This is a genomic window from Neorhizobium sp. S3-V5DH (assembly GCF_004343065.1).
Classification (GTDB): Bacteria; Pseudomonadota; Alphaproteobacteria; order Rhizobiales; family Rhizobiaceae; genus Neorhizobium; species Neorhizobium huautlense.
Map to the genome: position 1 here is coordinate 14,434 of NZ_SMCL01000019.1, position 19,352 is coordinate 33,785.

General features: G+C 62.0%; 16 protein-coding genes and 1 other RNA gene. 6 read left to right on the plus strand and 11 right to left on the minus strand.

Features of this window, described 5'->3' with window-relative positions:
- Window positions 1-163 precede the first annotated feature (163 nt).
- The 4 genes from EDE09_RS21380 to EDE09_RS21395 all read left to right on the plus strand — a co-directional run bounded on the left by EDE09_RS21380 (window position 164) and on the right by EDE09_RS21395 (window position 10,512).
- Window positions 164-1,357 carry an efflux RND transporter periplasmic adaptor subunit gene (locus EDE09_RS21380; RefSeq protein WP_132412801.1) on the plus strand — a complete coding sequence of 398 codons (1,194 nt, stop codon included), beginning with the start codon at window positions 164-166 and terminating at the stop codon, window positions 1,355-1,357.
- Window positions 1,354-4,554 carry an efflux RND transporter permease subunit gene (locus tag EDE09_RS21385; RefSeq protein WP_245505216.1) on the plus strand — a complete coding sequence of 1,067 codons (3,201 nt, stop codon included), beginning with the start codon at window positions 1,354-1,356 and terminating at the stop codon, window positions 4,552-4,554. The genes EDE09_RS21380 and EDE09_RS21385 overlap by 4 nt, the downstream gene beginning before the upstream one ends.
- Window positions 4,555-5,326: 772 nt before the next feature.
- Window positions 5,327-6,742, plus strand: coding sequence for an FAD-linked oxidase C-terminal domain-containing protein (locus EDE09_RS21390; RefSeq protein ID WP_112798137.1), 1,416 nt, complete (start codon window positions 5,327-5,329; stop codon window positions 6,740-6,742).
- A 74-nt stretch (window positions 6,743-6,816) separates the two neighbouring features.
- Window positions 6,817-10,512 carry an AsmA family protein gene (locus EDE09_RS21395; protein ID WP_132412803.1) on the plus strand — a complete coding sequence of 1,232 codons (3,696 nt, stop codon included), beginning with the start codon at window positions 6,817-6,819 and terminating at the stop codon, window positions 10,510-10,512.
- Between the two features lie 15 nt (window positions 10,513-10,527).
- Here EDE09_RS21395 and EDE09_RS21400 read toward each other — a convergent pair whose 3' ends face one another.
- From EDE09_RS21400 to ssrA, 4 genes are all read right to left on the minus strand, one after another.
- Window positions 10,528-10,743, minus strand: coding sequence for a ribbon-helix-helix domain-containing protein (locus EDE09_RS21400; RefSeq protein ID WP_132412805.1), 216 nt, complete (start codon window positions 10,741-10,743; stop codon window positions 10,528-10,530).
- A gap of 94 nt (window positions 10,744-10,837) precedes the next feature.
- Window positions 10,838-11,050 carry a DUF4169 family protein gene (locus tag EDE09_RS21405; RefSeq protein ID WP_112798133.1) on the minus strand — a complete coding sequence of 71 codons (213 nt, stop codon included), beginning with the start codon at window positions 11,048-11,050 and terminating at the stop codon, window positions 10,838-10,840.
- A 16-nt stretch (window positions 11,051-11,066) separates the two neighbouring features.
- Window positions 11,067-11,585: an SspB family protein gene (locus EDE09_RS21410; protein ID WP_105373834.1), complete on the minus strand. Its 519-nt coding sequence runs from the start codon at window positions 11,583-11,585 to the stop codon at window positions 11,067-11,069.
- Window positions 11,586-11,709: 124 nt separating this feature from the next.
- Window positions 11,710-12,091: a transfer-messenger RNA gene (gene ssrA / locus EDE09_RS21415) on the minus strand.
- Window positions 12,092-12,294: 203 nt separating this feature from the next.
- Here ssrA and EDE09_RS21420 point away from each other — a divergent pair.
- Complete coding sequence (locus EDE09_RS21420) at window positions 12,295-12,660, plus strand: hypothetical protein (RefSeq protein ID WP_132412807.1); 366 nt, start codon at window positions 12,295-12,297, stop codon at window positions 12,658-12,660.
- Between the two features lie 37 nt (window positions 12,661-12,697).
- Here the strand turns inward: EDE09_RS21420 and EDE09_RS21425 are convergent, their stop codons facing one another.
- From EDE09_RS21425 to EDE09_RS21455, 7 genes are all read right to left on the minus strand, one after another.
- Window positions 12,698-12,982, minus strand: coding sequence for a copper-binding protein (locus EDE09_RS21425; protein ID WP_105373832.1), 285 nt, complete (start codon window positions 12,980-12,982; stop codon window positions 12,698-12,700).
- 17 nt (window positions 12,983-12,999) lie between these two features.
- Window positions 13,000-13,476 carry a plastocyanin/azurin family copper-binding protein gene (locus EDE09_RS21430; protein WP_105373831.1) on the minus strand — a complete coding sequence of 159 codons (477 nt, stop codon included), beginning with the start codon at window positions 13,474-13,476 and terminating at the stop codon, window positions 13,000-13,002.
- A 34-nt stretch (window positions 13,477-13,510) separates the two neighbouring features.
- Entirely contained in the window at window positions 13,511-14,869 is a 1,359-nt protein-coding gene (locus tag EDE09_RS21435; RefSeq protein WP_132412809.1) for a copper oxidase, read from the minus strand.
- A gap of 14 nt (window positions 14,870-14,883) precedes the next feature.
- Window positions 14,884-16,344 carry a TolC family protein gene (locus tag EDE09_RS21440; RefSeq protein ID WP_132412811.1) on the minus strand — a complete coding sequence of 487 codons (1,461 nt, stop codon included), beginning with the start codon at window positions 16,342-16,344 and terminating at the stop codon, window positions 14,884-14,886.
- On the minus strand, window positions 16,344-16,565 hold the full coding sequence (locus EDE09_RS28740; RefSeq protein ID WP_132412813.1) for a hypothetical protein: 222 nt from the start codon (window positions 16,563-16,565) through the stop codon (window positions 16,344-16,346). Before EDE09_RS28740 ends, EDE09_RS21440 begins: the two co-directional genes overlap by 1 nt.
- A gap of 88 nt (window positions 16,566-16,653) precedes the next feature.
- On the minus strand, window positions 16,654-17,085 hold the full coding sequence (locus EDE09_RS21450; protein ID WP_105373827.1) for a hypothetical protein: 432 nt from the start codon (window positions 17,083-17,085) through the stop codon (window positions 16,654-16,656).
- Window positions 17,086-17,308: 223 nt separating this feature from the next.
- A complete protein-coding gene (locus EDE09_RS21455; protein WP_105373826.1) occupies window positions 17,309-18,022 on the minus strand; it encodes an AprI/Inh family metalloprotease inhibitor in 714 nt (237 codons plus the stop codon).
- Between the two features lie 350 nt (window positions 18,023-18,372).
- On the opposite strand from EDE09_RS21455, the gene EDE09_RS21460 reads away from it, so the two are divergent.
- On the plus strand, window positions 18,373-19,266 hold the full coding sequence (locus tag EDE09_RS21460; RefSeq protein WP_132412815.1) for an NAD(P)-dependent oxidoreductase: 894 nt from the start codon (window positions 18,373-18,375) through the stop codon (window positions 19,264-19,266).
- Window positions 19,267-19,352: the final 86 nt, after the last annotated feature.

The window sequence follows — 19,352 nt, forward strand, 5'->3', positions numbered from 1 at the left end:
GCACCGGATACTGGCAGTCCATGTATGCATCCGATCTAACAAAAGCGTGAAATCCCGTGAGGTTACATTTCCGTAAGGTCGGCATTCTTCCATTGCTTGTGCACACGCAAAAAAGGATACTTGGCGCACGACTTGCATCCCGCCTGCCTTGCCGGAGTATTGAATGCGGATTTGGAAACAACTCCTTCTGTGTCTTTGTGTCATCGTCCTTGCCCTCGGCCTGTGGGTCTTCATGGTTCCGAGCGCGGGAGAGACGCTGACAAGATACGGAGTGCCGGGGCAGGTCGTCGCCGCCATTCGTCCGCAGCCGGCAGGCGGGGCTGCGGCACCGGCGGCCGGCGGTCAACGCACGCAAGCAGCCCAGGGCGGTCAGGGCGGACAAGGTGGCCAGGGCGGCAATCGGGCGACGCTCGTCGCCGTGCAGCCCGTCACCATCGGCACGGTCAACGACCGGCTTTCGGCGATCGGCAGCGGCGAGGCGATCCAGTCGGTCGTCGTGATGCCGCAGGCGACCGGCACGGTCGGTGAGATCAGGGTGACGTCGGGTCAGAAGGTCGTGAAGGGCCAGGTTCTCGCCCGGCTCGATGACGACGAGCAGGTGATCGAGCGCGACAAGGCCCAGGTTGCCTTGCGAAGCGCGCAGGAAAAATCCGCCTCCTACCGCAACCTGCAATCGGTTTCCCGCCTCGATGTGCTGGATGCGCAGATCGCGGAGGAAGCGGCCAAGCTCGCGCTCTCCACGGCCGAGCTCAATCTCAGGCGTCGCGATATCGTCGCACCCATCGACGGCATAACCGGCATTGTGGCGGTGAATATCGGCGACAACGTCACCACCCAGACCAGCGTCGTGACGATCGACGACCGGTCGGCGATCCTCGTCGATTTCTGGGCGCCCGAACGTTTCGCCGTCGCGATAGAGCCCGGCCAGCCGGTCGAGACGACATCGATCGCCCGCCCGGGCCAGGTCTTCACCGGCAAGGTCGAGGCGATCGACAACCGTGTCGATCCGGCAAGCCGCACCATGCGCATTCGCGCCCGGGTCGAAAATCCGGGCGATGTGCTGCGCGCAGGCATGGCCTTCAGCGTCGGCATGCGCTTTCCGGGTGAAACCTACCCCGCCGTCGATCCGCTCGCCGTCCAGTGGGATGGCGAAGGTTCCTATGTCTGGCAGGTCAAGGACAACAAGTCGGTCAAGACCCGCGTGCGTGTCGTTCAGCGCAATCCCGATACGGTGCTTGTCGAATCAGACCTGAAGGAAGGCGACCGGGTGGTGACGGAAGGACTGCAGCGCGTGAGGGAAGGGGCGCCGGTCCGCGTCCCCGGAGCTCCGGAAACGGCAGAGGTGGCGCGCCAATGAGGATCGAACTTCCAGGCGCTGGCGACGAGAGCGCAGAACACAAAAGCGCGGAAAAGGCCGGCGATTCCTTCACCGCGCTTTTCATCCGCAGGCCGATCCTCGCCGCGGTTCTGAACACGCTCCTGGTAGTTGCGGGCCTTGCCGCGCTCGCAGGCGTCGAAGTGCGCGAACTGCCGGATGTCGATCAGCCGGTTATCACGGTCCGCACCGATTATGACGGCGCCTCGCCGCAGACCATGGACCAGGAGGTCACCCAGGTCATCGAGGGCGCGGTCGCTCGCGTCAGCGGCTTGAAGGCGCTCTCCTCGCAGTCGCAGTTCGGCTCCAGCCGCGTCACCATGGAATTTTCCGATTCTGTCGATCTCTCCGACGCCGCAAACGATGTCCGGGATGCCGTCGGCCGCGTCGTCAACCAGTTGCCCGACGACGCCGACGAGCCGCGCATCGTCAAGGCGGATGCCGATTCCGAGGCGATCATGCGGCTTGCGGTCACCTCGTCGAAGCTGTCGATGGACGACCTCACCCAGCTCGTCAACAACGAAATCGTCGATCGGCTCGCCGCCGTCGAAGGCGTCGCCGACGTGGAACTCTACGGCGACCAGGACAAGGTGTTCCGCGTCGACGTCGATCAGGCGGCGCTGGCCGGCAGGGGCCTGACGGTGGCCGACGTTTCCAAGGCGCTGGACAGCGCCGCACTCGACGTGCCGGCGGGATCGATCGAAAGCACCACTCAGGACATCGTCGTGCGCGCCACCGCAAACCTTACGACGCCGCGGGATTTCGAGAATGTCCTGATCGCGCCGAACGTGCGGATCCGCGACGTGGCGACCGTCTCGCTCGGCCCCGATGACGGCACCACCGTGCTGCGCTCGAACGGGGTGCAGGGCGTCGGCCTCGGCATCATCCGCCAGGCGCAGTCGAACACCCTCAACATTTCCGAAGGCGTCAGGAATGCCGTTGCGGAAATGCAGAAGACGCTGCCGGAAGGCACGCGTATCGCCGTCAGCAGCGACGACGCGACCTTCATCAAGGGCGCTTTGCACGAGGTGGAAATTGCACTGATCCTTTCGGCGGTCGTCGTCGTCGTGGTTATCTTCCTGTTCCTGCAGGATTGGCGGGCGACGCTCATCCCGGCGCTGACCATGCCGGTGGCGCTGATCGGCACGCTTGTCGCGATCTACCTGGTCGGCTTCTCGATCAATATCCTTACGCTGCTCGCCGTGGTGCTGGCGACTGGCCTTGTTGTCGACGATGCCATCGTGGTTCTGGAAAACATCGTCCGGCGACGGGCCGAGGGCATGGGTCCGCGTGCGGCGGCGGTGCTCGGCACCCAGGAGGTTTTCTTCGCGGTCATCGCGACGACTGCAACGCTTGCCGCCGTCTTCATTCCGCTCTCCTTCCTGCCGGGCCAGATCGGCGGCCTGTTCAAGGAATTCGGCTTCGTGCTCGCCTTTTCGGTGGCGCTCTCGTCCGTCACCGCTTTGACGCTCTGCCCGATGCTGGCCTCGCGCATGCTGACGAAGCCGATCAAGGAGCATCACGGACTTCTCGGCTCGTTCGGCAATGCGTTTGCCGGTCTCTATGCCCGGGCGCTAAGGGCCTGCCTCAATGCGCCGCTTGTCGTCATCGTCTTTTCGGTCATCTTCGCGGTTGCGGCCTACAATGTCTTCGGTCTCGTCAAGAGCGAGCTGACGCCGCGCGAGGATCGCGCCTCCGTCATGCTGCGGGTGACGGCGCCGCAAGGCGTCAGCCTGGACTTCACCCGCGACCAGATGCAGCGGATCGAGGAAAATCTGCAGCCGCTCCGCCAATCCGGCGAAATCACCAATATCTTCTCGATTTCCGGCTTCGGCAGCAGCACCAACAGCGGCTTCATGGTGCTGACGCTGGCGCCTTGGGATGAGCGGACGCGGAGCCAGGACGAGATTGCCTCCGACATCAACGCAGCGGCGCAACGCGTTCCGGCGCTGCGTGGTTTCGCCATGCAATCGAACAGCCTGAAGATCCGCGGCGCCGGCAACGGATTGCAGATGGCGCTTGTCGGCAATGACTACAATGTCCTGACCTCCACCGCCCAGAAGCTCGTGTCGCAGATGGAGCAGAGCCGGCTGTTCGATACGCCGCGTCTCACCAATGAGCCGACCCAGGCACAGCTGTCGGTCTCGATCGACCGCGAGCGGGCTTCCGATCTCGGCATCGATATCACCGGCCTGTCGACTGCCATGCAGGCGCTGCTCGAGGGACGCTCGGTGGTGGATGTCTTCGTCGGAGGCGACGCTCTTCCGGTCAAGCTGACCTCGACCACCCGGCCTGTCGACGATCCGACGGATCTCGAGAACATCTTCCTGAAGGCTGGCGACGGAAAGATCGTCCCGATGTCGACCATTGCGACGTTGAAGGAAGGGGCGGTCGCACCGCAGCTCAACCGCGAGCAGCAGCTCGCCTCCGTCTCCATCTCCTCCAACCTCGCCAATGGGGTGGCGCTTGGGGATGCCGTGAAGGAGGTGACGGCGCTTGCCCAGCCGCTGCTGCCGGCCGGCGTGCGGCTTATGCCGATGGCCGAGGCCAAGACGCTCGGCGAAAACTCCAACGCGATGCTGCTGACCTTCGGCTTTGCGATTGCGATTATCTTCCTGGTATTGGCCGCCCAGTTCGAAAGCGTACTGTCGTCGATCATCATCATGTCGACGGTGCCGCTTGGCTTGGCTTGCGCGGCGATCGCGCTCGTGCTCACCGGATCGAGCCTTAACGTCTACAGCCAGATCGGCCTTGTCCTGCTGGTAGGCGTCATGGCGAAGAACGGTATCCTGATCGTGGAATTCGCCAACCAGCTTCGCGATCGCGGGGCCGGCGTCCGCGAGGCGATCGAAGAGGCCTGCGCCACACGACTGCGTCCGGTGATGATGACGATGATCGCAACGATTATCGGCGGCGTTCCGCTGGTGCTGGCTCAGGGTGCCGGCGCCGAAGCACGAATTGCGCTCGGCTGGGTCATCGTTGGCGGCCTCGGTCTCGCCACCGCCGTCACGCTGTTCATCACCCCTGTCGCCTATCTCCTGATCGCCCGCTTTGCCAAACCTCATATCCAGGAGGAACAGCGGTTCCACCAGGAACTGGCGCATGCTGTCCGGCACAAGGAAGAAATGGCCAACGAGGACCAGAAGGACAAGGAACGCCCGCTGCTCGCCGCCGAGTAGAGAGGGCACGGGGCCGCGACATCTGCCCACCTGGGTCTCCGGCTGGTGACAGGCTGGGGAAGTTGCGCCCCTCCGCCTCGCCAAAAATCAATCGGTTAGGAGAAATTCCGAAGGCGTTTATCCCCGCCTTCTCACCTCATGCCTACAATTTCCCCGTCCCGCATCGGATACACCGGAAGGCGTTCCGGCGAGGCGGGGCCGGTGCGGATGGTGGGGGTAAGACGCAAAGCCTCATCATCCGGGTCCGCGGAAAATGGTCTCCCTCCGGCGACACGGGGAGAGGTGAAGGCACACGGACCGAGCCTTCGTCTCTTGATGCCCGAAAGAGCGCGCCGGGCGTGCCTGTGCGGCACACATGGTGGCCCGAAGGATGGTTTCGCCGGACTGTTTGAAGTCCGTCCGCCCTCGTCCTCGGACTTGATCCGAGGATCACCGAGGATCCGGAAAGTCCGGCGGCGGCCCACAGCAACCCTTGCCGGTGGTCCTCGGGTTAAACCCGAGGATCCGGACGGGTGCTGCGGGTCAAACGAACACCATCCGGAAAGGCCGTTGCAGAGGGACCGGAGTCGCGGATAAAAACCGCCGAACGGGGCGCTGAGAGGTGCCGCCTAAACTAAAACTTACGAGGCAGCTCCCAGCGCCCCGTCCGAACGAAAAATCCGAGCATCACCAAGGGAGGAGTCTGTCTCCGCAGACCATCTCCCGATGCTATTCTTCTGGACAAAGCAGGACCCGTCGCCTAACCAATCTCTGAAATCGGTGGGAGTTGAGCATGGCGGTCAAGGACGTGAAGGCGGGCCTTCGCAACGAGGAAGGTATCAAGACTGTCCTCGGCATCCTGAAACAGTCCCTCGGCGAGCGTTTCCAGACCGGGCAGTCCTTTCGGGAGCAGCACGCGCACACGACCACCTATCTTCCGGCGCAGTTGCCGGACGGCGTCGTCTTTGCGGAAACCGCAGAGGATGTGAGGGCGGTCGTAAAAGCCTGCGCGGCGCATCGGGTACCGATCATCCCGTTCGGCATCGGCTCTTCCCTGGAAGGCCAGGTCAATGCGCCGTCCGGCGGAATTTCAATTGATTTCAGTCGCATGAACAAGGTTCTTCGGGTTAGCTCGGCCGACCTTGACGTTACGGTAGAGCCGGGCATCACGCGCGAAGAACTGAACCGGGAGCTCCGCGACACGGGCCTGTTCTTTCCGATCGATCCCGGCGCCAATGCCACGATCGGCGGTATGACGGCGACACGGGCTTCCGGCACGAATGCGGTCCGCTACGGCACCATGAAGGACAATGTCCTTTCGCTCACGGTCGTCACCGCCGATGGCGAAGAGATCCGCACGGCACAGCGCGCCAGGAAATCCTCCGCAGGCTACGATCTGACGCGGCTTTTCGTCGGCTCGGAAGGAACGCTCGGCGTCATCACCTCCGTCACCTTGCGCCTGCAGGGCATCCCGGAAAAGGTGGGCGGCGGGGTCTGCGCCTTTCCAAGCGTAAAAGCCGCCTGCGACGCGGTCATCATGACCATCCAGATGGGCATTCCCGTTGCCCGCATCGAGCTGCTCGACGACGTGCAGATGCGCGCCTGCAATGCCTATTCCAAACTCTCCTATCCGGAAAAGCCGACGCTCTTCCTCGAATTCCACGGCACGGAAGAAACCGTCGCCCTGCAATCGGAACAGTTCTCGGAGATTGCGGCCGAGTGCGGCGGCGACGAGTTCCGCTGGACCGCCAATGCCGAGGAGCGCGCAAAACTCTGGAACGCCCGGCACAATGCCTATTGGGCGAGCCGGGCTCTGGCGCCGGAACTCGATGGTCTGTCGACCGATGTCTGCGTGCCGATCTCGAGGCTTGCCGAATGTGTTGCCGAAACCCAGGCGGACATTGCCGAACAGGGCTTGCTCGCGCCGATCGTCGGCCATGCCGGGGATGGCAATTTCCATGTGCTGGTGCTCTTCGACGGCAAGCAACAGGCTTCCGTCGAAAAGGTGGAGGCCTTCATCGAGCGTCTCAACCGGAGGGCGCTCGCCATGGATGGAACCTGCACCGGCGAACACGGCATCGGCCAGGGCAAGATGGCTTTCCTGGAGGAGGAATTGGGAAGTGCCGTGGGCCTGATGCGCTCCATCAAGAAGAGCCTCGACCCCGACAATATCTTCAATCCCGGCAAGATCTTCCGGAATGGCGAATGAGACGCTCCCTGAAGCTTGACTTGCTTAAGCACCCGATGGAACTACACTTCTAGTCGAGATCACGGAGATACCTGTTGCTCGGTCGCATCCTTTTGGCATTCGGCGGATTGGTGGTGGTGGCGCTGTTCACGGCACTGCTGGCGCCGTTCTTTGTCGACTGGTCCAGCTTCCGCGTCGGTTTCGAGGAGCAGGCGAGCCGCATCCTCGGGAAGAAGGTTTCCGTCCACGGCGCAGTCGATGCGCGGATATTGCCGTTTCCCTCCGTCACCCTTCACGACGTGCGGGTGGGTGCGGATACGGACGGCCAGCCGCTGGTGCAGGTGGCGCGGTTTTCCATGGACATGGAGTTGGCGCCGTTTCTCTCCGGCGAGGCCAGGATCTTCGACATGCGCATCGAAGAACCCAAGGCCCGCATCCGCCTTCTGCAGGACGGTACGCTCGACTGGATGCGCGGCAGCCGCGCCGCTATTCCCGCACGAACCGTCGTGATCGAAGACATCCACGTGACGGGCGGCGAGATCGATCTGATCGATGAACAGTCCGGCCGCTCGCGGCAGATAACCGATCTCTCAGCCGATCTTTCCGCAGCCTCGCTGAATGGCCCCTGGCGGGGCGAGGGCAATGCAGCGCTGGATGGTTACGAGGCGCGGTTCAACCTCTCCAGCGGCACCGCGGATGCCGCGGCCAAGCGGATGCCGCTGCGCCTGCGTTTGTGGCCGGACGCACAGCCGGTCGAGATCAATCTCGACGGCGAACTGACGCTCGCGGACAATAGACCGGCCTATAACGGCAATTTCACCCTCGATGTCCTGCAGGAGGAAGACGAGACCGAACCTGTGACCGCACCGCCGCCTGGGCCTCGGGTGAAGGGCGGCTTCGAGCTTACCAATGATCGCATCCGTATCCCGCAATACCGGCTGGAGGTCGGCGTCCTCGACAATCCTTACGTCGTCACCGGCGAGGCGACGCTCGACACCGGCCAGAAGCCGGAATTCCTGCTGACGGCCGATGGCCAGCAGATCGATGTCAACCGGCTCGGTGAGGGCGTCCGGGCAAAGACCGGCCGCGACCCGGCGGCCTCGGCGCAACGCCGCATCAACAATTTCATCCGCATGGCCGCATCGATCCCGATCCCGCAGGTGCCGGGGCGGGCCAGTCTCAGGCTGCCGGCGATCGTGGCAAACGACACCACCATCCGCGATATCAAGCTCGATATCCGCCCGGCGGGACGGGGCTGGACGGTCGACAATGTCGTGGCGACCTTGCCGGGCCGCACGCATCTCGAAGCGAAGGGCAATCTTCTTCTGCGCGACCGGATTTCCTTTGTCGGGAACATGCTCGTCGCCTCCAACCAGCCGTCCGGGCTTGCGGACTGGCTGTCGGGCAATGTCGCACCGGAGATCCGCCAGCTCCGTTCGACGGGTTTTTCAGCGGCGGTCAATCTGACGCCGGAGCTGCAGCGCTTCGATAATCTCGAACTGGCGATCGGTCCGGCAACGCTCAAGGGTCGGCTGGAGCGTCAGTCGCCCAATGACCAGACGCCGAACCTTTCCGTCAGCCTTGCCGGCAACGAGATCGATATCGATGCCATGCGTGCGCTTGCCTCGCTGGTGACCGGTGAGGATGCGGGACGGGACGTCCTGGATCACAAGGTTGCCGCGACACTCAAGGCGGACCGATTCACCGCCTTCGGCGTCGCCGCAAACAATGTCGACACCGCCTTTACGGTGGCGGGCGGAGCGCTGTCGCTGGAGCGGCTGACGGTCGGCAATCTCGAAGGTGCGACGATCTCGGCCAAGGGCCGGGTGGAAGGCTCCCTGCTCTCCTATTCCGGCAACGGCACCTTGAATTTCCATTCCGCCGATCCCGCGGCATTCCTTGCCATGCTGCGCGACCGGCTGCCGCCGCATCCGGTTTTGCAACGGCTTTCCCGGAACTCCACGTGGTTCGCCAATACGAGTTTGGTTGCTAATCTGAGCGTGGGCGGCGAGACGGGCGGCGTGGGCGTGAGCGTCAGCGGGACATCGAACGGCAGCGCGCTTGTGGGAGCCCTGACGCTTTCGGGTCTCTTCGACCTTACCGGCGATACGGCGCTGACGCTCAATGCATCTCTCGAGAATGCTGAACCGATGGTGCTTTTCGGGCAGGCGGGGCTGGAACCTCTGCCTTTCGATGGTGATGGTCCGGGGCGGCTTTCACTCGACCTCAGGCAAGGTCCCGAGGGACTTGCGAAAGCGGATCTCGCCTTCGAGACCGGCAAGACCTCTTTGTACCTGAACGGTGACGTGGACATCCGCGATCAGAGTTTCGGCGAAGGCCGCGGCCATGTGACGTTGAAGAGCGTCGATCTGGAACCCTATCTGCTGATGAACGGCATCGGCCTGCCGCAGTTCGGGACCGGTTTGCCGCTCACCCTGGATACGGATATCAGCATGACGCCCGGCGCCGTCGAAGTCGCGGCTATCAGAGGCGATGTGGACGGCAATTCGGTGAGCGGCGGCATCACGATGGACCGCAAGGCGCCGGGAATGCCCGCAACCGGTACGCTCCAGGTCGATACCCTCGATCTTGCGTGGTTGGGAGAGGCAATCTTCGGCCCGCTCGGCAATCCGCAGACCGGGGGACTTTCGTCAAAACCTTTTGCGCAGCCTATCTTCGGCAACCTGGATATCGCTCTCGATGTGAAGGCTGGCGCATTCCGCACCGATGCCTTGGGTGACGTTGCGGATTTTTCCGGCCGGATCACCCATCGCAGCGGCGGCATCGTCGTCGAGAACGCGGCAGGCGCCTGGCAGGGGGGCAGGCTTGCGGGTCGCCTGATGATGTCCACCGGAGACGGCATGGGACTTTTGCAGGCCCGGGCGTCGGCGGAGAATGCCGATCTTGGGCCGCTCGTCTGGGCAGTCGAGGAAAAGCCGGTCGCAACAGGAAAGTTGGACTTCGATCTTTCTGCGGAATCGACCGGCAGAAGCTTCGCCGAATTGCTCGGTGGCGTGAGCGGTTCGGCCGAATTGAGGCTCCGCGATCTGACCGTTGCCGGTCTCAATCCCGACGCGATGAAGCCCTTGATGGCGCAGGTGGACAAGCTCGGCGGCGAGGTGACGGAGGAGAAGGTTCGGCCCATCGTCACTGGTCTTGTGCATCAGGGAAATGCCAGGATCGGCAGTCTCACCATTCCGATGACGATTACGGCGGGAGAGGCGAGAGCGCAGAACGTTGTTGCGGCCGTAGGCACAACGAAGCTCGCCGGCGAGGGCCGCTTCGATCTTCTGGAGGACGCCCTGTCGGCGGACCTCGCCATCACCTACGATGCCGGCGAGGAGGCGCTCGCCGGCGGCGATCCGACCGTTCGGCTCGACTATTCCGGCCGGCTGACGCGGCCGACCAAACGGATCGACATCACCGCGATCGGCAACTTCCTGTCCCAGCGTGCGTTTGAGCAGGAGCGGCGGCGCGTCGAGACGCTGCAGGCGAGCGTTCTCGAAAAGCAGCGGCTTCGCCGGGAAGTAGCCCTCTATAATTTCCAGGCGGCAGAACGGCAGGTGGCACGCGAAAAGGCGGCGGCCGAGGAGCGGGCGCGCCAGCAGGCCGCCGAAGAGGAGCGTCAGCGACAGGCGACCGAAGCCGCGGCCCGCGCCGCCGAGGAAGAGCGGCAGCGGCAGATCGACCGGACGCCGTTCATCGTCTCGCCCACCGAAGACATGCTTCGGGAGAACCTCCCCGCAATACCGCCGTCCGATTTGCCGGGCCTGCCCGGCGTTCAACAATAGCCGGTGGGAGCGCTGCTAACGTCGCGGCGCCTTCAGCCACTTCAAAACGTGCAGCCGCAAGGCCGAGGAGAGGTTGCTTTCGGGTGAGCGCTGGTCGTCGATCTCGGCGATGAGGCCGGCGAGGCTGATGCCCCGCTGCGCAGCGATCGCCTTCAATTCCAGCCAGAATTCGTCTTCAAGAGAAAAGCTGGTGCGATGACCGTGAAGCGTCGCGGAATGTTTTCGGATCACGAAGCTCTCCGGGATGGACGGTACGAGGTTCGCCTATACAGACTGCGACGTTTATAAGGTCAAGCGCATGGGCCGGGTGTTGGTTAGCGGGAGGTTAACGGTCCGGAGGACTTTCGTCGCCGTGTGACGGCTTGTCCAGCCGGCCCTGATCAAGGGTCTTCTCGGCCTTCTCATTCCGCGCATTGGTGAGTGATTTTTCCGCCTTGGTGCGGCCGAATGTGAGGCGGTTCTGCTCCGCTTCCTTCTCTTTTTCGAGCCTCGCCTTGTCCTTGCGGAACTGGCGCAGGTTGACGATGTCGGCGCTCATGGGCAGCGCCTCCCCGCTATTGCTTCTTGCGGAATGAATCGAGCGAAACGACGGAACCGGGCTTCTTTTCCTCGTCCGTCTTCGGCTTGGCCGAGGCTTCCCCGTCGGCTGGTTTCGAAACGGCCTCGACCGGGATCGCGGTGATCTCTGCGGAGGTCTCGTCGTCTTCGTCGGCGAGCGGCACCTCGAATTCCAGTTCGAAATTCACCGAGGGGTCGTAAAAGCCGCGGATGGCATTGAAAGGCACGACGAGACGTTCTGGCGTATCGGAAAAGGAAAGGCCGACTTCGAACTGCGTATCCGAGACCTTGAGATCCCAGAACTGGTGCTGGATCACAATGGTCATCTGTTCGGGATATTTCGACTTCAGATGCTGCGAAATCCGCACCCCCGGCGCACCGGTCAGGAAGGTGATGAAGAAGTGATGATCACCCGGCAGCCGGCTGGTTGCCGCAACCTCTGACAAAACCTTGCGGATGACGCCGCGCAAGGCGTCCTGCGCCAGAATGTCGTAACGGATGTGATCCTGCCCCATACGGTCCTGTCTTTCCATTTATCTCGTCTGTTAGTCAGACGTGTTATGCCATGTCGGCTCGGCACGGGGAAGTCCCGTCCAAGTTTTCCGAGTCAGAGTTCATAATATTCGACTGAGGCGTGAAGGTGAAGGCTTCTGTTGCCAGGTGCCTTCGGACCCCGCCTTAAAGTGCTACCTCCAAGGACTTAGTTCGGATTTCCCGCACCGCCATTAGGCAGCGAGAGCATAACCCTTAGCGTTGTTGTCGTTTGCAACTACACTTTTTGACCCGATAACGGTGGTATCATGCCGAGCAAAAGTTCGATCTTTACACCCTTGTCGATCCTATTTCGCCCCCATCAAAAGCCGGTCCGCAGCGATTTCCCATGCGACCGACCGGTTTTTGGTGGAGGCGCCGGGTACCGCCCCCGGGTCCAATAGGTTTATTACACCGACCGTTTATTGCCATAGCCGGACCGAAGTCCGGCAACCGTGATATAGGCGTTTCCACCCCCGGTGAAAAGGGGTGACAAGCGTGAAGGCTCCTATAAATCGTCCATCGGTCACTTTTGCCGCTGGTCAACAGGGATATGGGCAGGCGGGCAGGATCGGCGCAATCCGCCGGTTTCTTCGTGCAAATAACAACCCGCCGTCGCAGTATCTGACAATCGCTGTCCCGCCAGTCCAATCGATGCTAAACTACTGAAGTATCGTGCCTTGGGAGGGGCCGATGGGCCGTCTCTGCTTATCTGTGGCAGCATTCGTCATCGTGGCCTCGGGTCTGGAAGCCCAGGAACGTCAGCCGTTTCACATTGCGCAGTTCTCCGACAGCCGGACCGTGAGCCTCACGATCACGTCGGCGGCGATATCGGAAGATATCGAATATGATTACGACGTCGCAATCGGGTTGACCGAGCACAAGACCGGCGGCGAACCCATCTTTGTCGACAACGGCACCCACCTCATGCGCATCCGGTGTCAGGCGCCACGAACGGTATTGATCGGCGCTACGGTTTACAGGCTGCATGACCCACCTGTGATGGGCGACTGGAAAGAGGACCTGTGGAAGGCCTTGTGCCTTCAACCCGTCTCTTGAGGGGAGGCCCCGCTTCCGGGGAAGCGGGGCGTCGTTGTCACTTCACCTGGGTGACGGTCAGCTTGCCGTTGACGCGTTCCGCCACGAACTGGATGTTCGCGCCTTGCTTAAGCTTTGCCAGCAATGCGTCGTCGGAGACGTTGAAGACCATGGTCATGGCGGGCATTTCGAGGCTCTTCAACTCCTCGTGGATGAGCGTGACCTTCTTGGCCTTGGCATCGACCTTCTTGACCGTCCCCTTGGTGAATTCCTGGGCGAACGCGGCAGACACCGAGGTCAGGGCGAGCGCTGTAACGAGAGCAAGTTTGAAAACGGTTTTCATGGATTAATCCTTCCTTCTTACTTCTTGGCGACGGTGACGTCGCCGTGCATTCCGGCGTCGTAGTGGCCGGGAACGAGGCAGGCGATCTTGAAGACGCCGTCGTTCGTGAATTTCCAGACGATCTCGCCGGACTTGCCGGGAGCAAGCCGCACCGCATTCGGGTCGTCATGTTCCATGTCCGGGAATTTCTCCATGACTGCCTTGTGCTCCATCACCTTGTCTTCCTGGTCGAGGACGAATTCATGATCGAGTTCGCCTTCGTTCTTGATGGTGAAGCGGATGGTCTGGCCCTTGCGGACTTTGAAGTCGTTCGGGGTGAAGATCATCTTGCCGTCCGGCGTCTCCTTCATGCTGACGCGGATGGTCTGGCTGACCTTCGATTTGTCGCCCGGTTCGCCAACGGCCATTTCGCCATGACCGCCAGCATGACTGCCGGATGCCAGAACGGGCGTCGCAAGGGTGGCCAGCAACAGGCCGAGAATTGCAGTTTTCATGATCAGGTCCTTTATTTGTTTCGAAAGTTGGCAATCAGCCGTGATCGGGGTGTCCCGGCATGATCGAAGTCTTTGCGTCTTTTGCCTTTGGCGCGTCGGGAAGACTTCCCGTCCACTCCCAGGCCTGTGTGCCGGGCGGGTTCTCGTACCAGCCCGGATCGGTGTAATCGCCCGCCGAGATACCCTCGCGAACCTTCACCACGGAAAACATGCCGCCCATCTCGATGGGGCCGTGCGGACCCCATCCGGTCATCATCGGAACGGTGTTTTCCGGTATTTCCATCGACATTTCGCCCATATCCGCCATGCCGGCGGTGCCCATCGGCATATATTCGGGACGGAACTGCCTGATCTTCTTGGCGACCTCCTTCTTGTCGACGCCGATAAAGGTGGGAATGTCGTGACCCATCGCGTTCATCGTATGGTGCGACTTGTGGCAATGGATCGCCCAGTCGCCGACATGTTTTGCGTCGAACTCGTAAGCCCGCATCGCCCCGACGGGAATATCGATGCTGACCTCCGGCCAGCGCGCCTCGGGCCGGACCCAGCCGCCGTCAGTGCAGGTCACTTCGAAGTCGTAGCCATGCATGTGGATCGGGTGGTTGGTCATGGTCAGATTTCCGACGCGGACGCGGACCTTGTCGTTCCTGGAAACGACCAGCGGATCGATGCCTGGAAAGACGCGGCTGTTCCAGGTCCAGAGGTTGAAGTCGGTCATCTCCATGACGCGTGGCACATAGGTGCCGGGATCGATGTCATAGGCGCTCAGCAGGAAGACGAAGTCGCGGTCGACAGGCATGAACTTCGGGTCCTTCGGATGAACGACGAAGAAACCCATCATGCCCATTGCCATCTGGACCATCTCGTCCGAGTGGGGGTGGTACATGAAGGTGCCGGACTTCACGAGGTCGAACTCGTAGACGAAGGTCTTGCCGACGGGAATGTGAGGCTGCGACAGGCCGCCGACGCCATCCATGCCCGACGGCAGGATCATCCCGTGCCAATGAACGGTCGTGTGCTCCGGCAGCTTGTTGGTAACGAAGATGCGGACCCGGTCGCCTTCGACCGCCTCGATGGTCGGCCCCGGCGACTGGCCGTTATAGCCCCAGAGGTAGGCGGTCATACCTTCCGCCATCTCGCGTTCGACCGGTTCGGCGACCAGATGGAATTCCTTGACGCCGTTGTTCATGCGGAAGGGCAGGGTCCACCCGTTCAGGGTGACGACCGGATTATAGTCCGGTCCGACGGACGGACGCACCGGCGTCTGGGTTGCGGCGGTGTCCATGACGGCCGCTTCCGGCAGGCCCATGTTGGAGGTCTGGCCCCAGGCCTGGGAGGAGACGAGCGCGGCACCGGCGGCACCTGCTCCAAGCAGTTGTCTTCTACTGAACATTCTCGTTTCCTTTCTCAGTGACCGCCACGTGTCGCTTCTTCAGCGGACGCAACCTCGGTTTGCGCCGAGGCCGAACCTGTGCTGCCGCCGTAGATGACGGGGGCGAGGTTCGCTTCGGCGAGCCAGAAGTCACGCTTGGCGTTGACGGCGAGGATGGTGGAGTCGATCTTCTCGCGCGTGTCGGCGATCAGTTCGAATGTGCTGGTGATCATGCCGTTGTAGGTGAGGAGCGATTGTTCCTCGATGGCATTGCGCAACGGCAGCACGTTGTTCCGGTAGTGGCGCGCGATATCGTAGTTCGACTTGTATGCAAGGTAGGCCGAGCGGGCTTCCGAGCGGACGTTGACCGCGAGCTCGGCCAGCCGGTTGGCGGCCCGCATATAGGCGAGTTCGCCCTTTCGCAGCCGCGCCTGGCCGGAGTCGAAGATCGGGATCGTGAACTCCAGCGAAGCGGTCTTCGAGACGTCCGACAGGATCCTGCCGTCTTCGCGCTCGCGTTCCTTTTCGTAAGTGCCCGCAAGCTCGATGTCGGTGACGATACGGGTTACGTCCTCCAGCTTGTAGGACTGCGCGGTTGCCTGAAGCTCCAGGCGCGCCACCTGCAAGTCCATCCGCTTGTGGATGGCTTCCGCTTCAATATCGTCACGCTTGATCAACGCCTTCGGCAGGGAGGGCAGGCGATTCGGGATCTGAAAATCGATGGCGGTCCCCGACAGGCCCATCAGCCGGATCAGTTCCTCCTTGGCAAGCTTTGCTTCCAGCCGCGCCTTGGCCGTCTCGCCGGTCAGCTCGGCATAAAAGACGTGCTCCCGGGCTTGATCGGCCTTCGTCAGCGATCCGGCTTCGCCGATTTTCTTGGCGAGTTCGGATGAGGCGTCGGCCGCAGCTTTCGCCTGGTTGAGATAGGCGACATTCTCCCAGGCGGCGACGGCGTTGACCCAGGCGCGGCGGGTTTCTGCAGCAAGCGAGATCGTCGCGAGCGCGGCATTGAGTTGGGCCTGCCGGAAGCGGGTGTCGGCAAGCCTGATGTTTTTGTCGTAGGTGGCAAGCGCCAGTATGTTGGCGGCGATCGCCCCTTCCAGCACGCGATAGGCTTCGAGGCCGGGCGTGCCGATGCCCGAAAGGCCGACGGAGAAGGTCGGAAAGACCGACAGTTGCGTCTGCCATGCGTCGGCTGCGCTGTCGCCGAGATCGGCATAAGCCGCCTGCAGGCCCTTGTTGTTGAGGAGCGCCACCTGGACGGCGGTCTCCACGTCGATGGTCTTCTTCGCCATCAGCGTTTTCACGCGCTCCCGAACCGCTTGCGCCTGCTGCTGGTTTTGCACCCAGACAGTCTGTTTGCCGGTCGCTTCGCTGCTCTTCAGAGAAGCGTTGGTGAACCCGGCATCGCTGGCCGCGTAGTCGGTCGTCACACAGCCCGCCGTAACCAGCGGAAACACGATGGAGGAGATCAGCCTGATCGTCCGAGGCATCATTATGCGCCTCCCTTCGGAGCTTGCGCATCATTGAGACCACGCCAGGGTTTAGGGTCGACAGGCAGGCGATGGATGTAGGCGCCAACCGGATTTTGATAACGTACAGGCCTGATATCCGTTGCGGAATCAGGATGATCCGTGGAGGCGACGACCTCTGGAAGGGTGGCTGCGCATCCGCTGACGAACAGCGGCATTGCGACCACCAGAAACAGGTGCTTCATAATGAAATTCCGAGAATGAATGCATGATCGCGCTGTCGACCGATAAGGCTCGCAGCACGGCTATACCCGCCCGTGCGGGTGCGCGTTCTCAGATGTTGGGCGGACGATGCAGGCTCGGCGGCTGGCCCCGGGGGTCCGTGTCGTTGATGAACTCGCGAATGGAAACCACGCGCGGATGGCTCAACGAAGAGCCGGAGCATGTGATGGCCGCAATGCCGCAATAATCCTTGCAGCAGGAGTTCTTGGACTTCTCCGGGCTGCTGTGGTCGTGCTGGTTGCCGTGGTGATCGGTATCGGCCATCGCGACGTGGTCGTCGCCATGGTGAGAGGAATAGACCTCTTCGATCTGCGCGATCTGGGCGGAGCTTTCCGGATGCATCGCGGCGCTGACGGCAGAAAAGCTGTAGCCAGCCAGTGACAAGATCATCACCAGTCGGAACATCAGTGCCATCGCTTTAGATGTGATTCGATACATCCCGCTCATATCTGTGAGGATCGCCAGAGCCTTGATGCTTGTCAACCGCCGCCTTCTCCAACCACCATTTCACGTCGTTTGTGTGGCACGGCAACACAGTCAAAGGCGGGATAGGAGGGTCGGGCAAAGCATCGGCGGGCAATGCTTCGCATTGGTTGCGCACTGCTGAGACTTTTCGCGTCTCGCGCCGCAATCCTCCCCACGGCCCATCGTGGTGATGAAGACCGGCCCTCGAAACAGACGACGGCGTGGGAAAGCGGCCGGGTTTTCAGCAGCGGTTCAGAAACCCGATATAGTTTTTCCCGTTCTTCTCGAAATACTTGACCGTATAGCCGATCTGGTTCTTGCCCCAGCGGACTTCGCAACGGGGCCCCCACCGGGTATCGCGGCAGCCGTAGACGGTGAAACATTCGCCCGCCTCGGTGTGGGTCACGACCGGGCTGCTCATATCTTCCTGCCTGCGGACATTGAGCGGACCGATCGAGCGGACGAGACGGCGTTCCCGCGGCGGCGGAATGTCGGCGGGATCGGCGCAACGGCCGGTATCTTCGCGCAGATAGCAGTCCGCGCGATCGTTTCCGTCCCGGCCGGGCCGCCAGCGATCATCGTCGCGCCTGCCGCCGAAACGCTGGCCGCTCGTCGGTCTCATGGTGACAATGCTGCCGTCGCTCAGACGTCCGACGAGGTTGCCGCGGGACGGTCCGAAGCTGCCGATCTCCCTGCCGCCGGCGTCGAGCAGCGTGACGCCTTCTCGGCTCGGCGTCCATCCGTTCAGGAAGCCCAAAGGGCCCAGGCACATGATGCTGCGGGCGGAGAGCTTGCCTGCGAAACTCGTGCTTTTGAGTTCGACGTTGCATTTGCCGGCCGCGCTGCCTGTTTCCACCTCCCACGAACCGACGAAGGCCGAAGGATGGTCCTGCGGAAAAGCTGGCCCCGCGATCACGAAAGAGGCGATGACGGCAAGGGCGTGGCGGAAACGCATGTCGAGGCTCCGGGCTGAGGAATGGTCTTTTTCTGCCCGATTCGCGATTGGCTGAACAGGACTCAACAGGCCGATAACCTACAGGGAGGCAAGCGATGGAGCGCGCTCCTCCTCGTCGATTTGTGAAGTTCGTGAGGCACGTTTTCGTTCGGGCAACGCCCAAGGGAAGCGCTTGACCGCACTTCCTTGCGAAGCGGAGCGGCAATCGGCTGCCGCGATCGACATTGACGGGCAGGCGGTGCCATGCTTCATCATCGGACTGGTTACGTCGTTTCGACTATGCCTCGTCGCAGCAGGCAGGCGATGTCGACAGACGCGGCGGGCCGGACGGGATTTGAGGAGGCGGCATCATGGGCAAGCGGATCGTATTCACCGGGGGCAGCGGCAAGGCCGGGCGGCATGCGGTGCCTTATCTGGTCGGCGAAGGACACGAGGTCTTCAACCTGGATCTCGTGCCGCTGGATTGCCCGGGCGTCAATACCCTTATCACCGACCTGACGGACAGCGGTGAGACCTTCAACGCGCTTTCCATGCATTTCGGGTTCGAAGGGCTTCAGACCGGGAAGGGGCCGGCGCCGGTCGATGCGGTGGTGCACTTCGCGGCGGTTCCCAGAATCTTGATGCGGCCGGACAATACGACATTCGCGGCCAACACGATATCGACCTACAATGTCATCGAAGCGGCGATGAAACTCGGCATCCGCAAAGTGATCATCGCCTCCAGTGAAACGACCTACGGCGTCTGCTTTGCCGAGGGAGACAAGGATTATCGCTCCTTTCCGCTGACGGAAGATTATGACGTCGACCCGATGGACAGCTATGGTCTTTCCAAGGTCGTCAACGAGAAGACGGCACGCGCCTTTTCCATGCGCTACGGCGCGGATATCTATGCGCTGAGGATCGGCAACGTGATCTCGCCGGAAGACTATGCCCGCTTTCCCGCCTTCCTTGCGGATCCGCCGTCCCGCAAACGCAATGCGTGGAGCTATATCGACGCCCGCGATCTCGGCCAGATCGTCCATCTCTGCGTCGAAAAGGACGGCCTCGGCTTCCAGGTCTTCAACACCGTCAACGACACGATCACCGCCTGGGAGCCGACGCGGCCATTCCTTGAGCGATGGGCCGCCAATACGCCGATCACGCGCGAGCTGGACGAATTCGAAGCTCCGATCAGCAACCGCAAGATCCGCGAGGTTCTGAACTTCTCCGAGAAGCACAACTGGCGCAATTACGTGCCCAGGTGAACCATATTAGGCCTCTGGTGAAATGCCGGGGAAAGCGGTGCAACGAGATTGGCCGCGGCTTGCCGTGCTAGTATGTAGATCTCTGG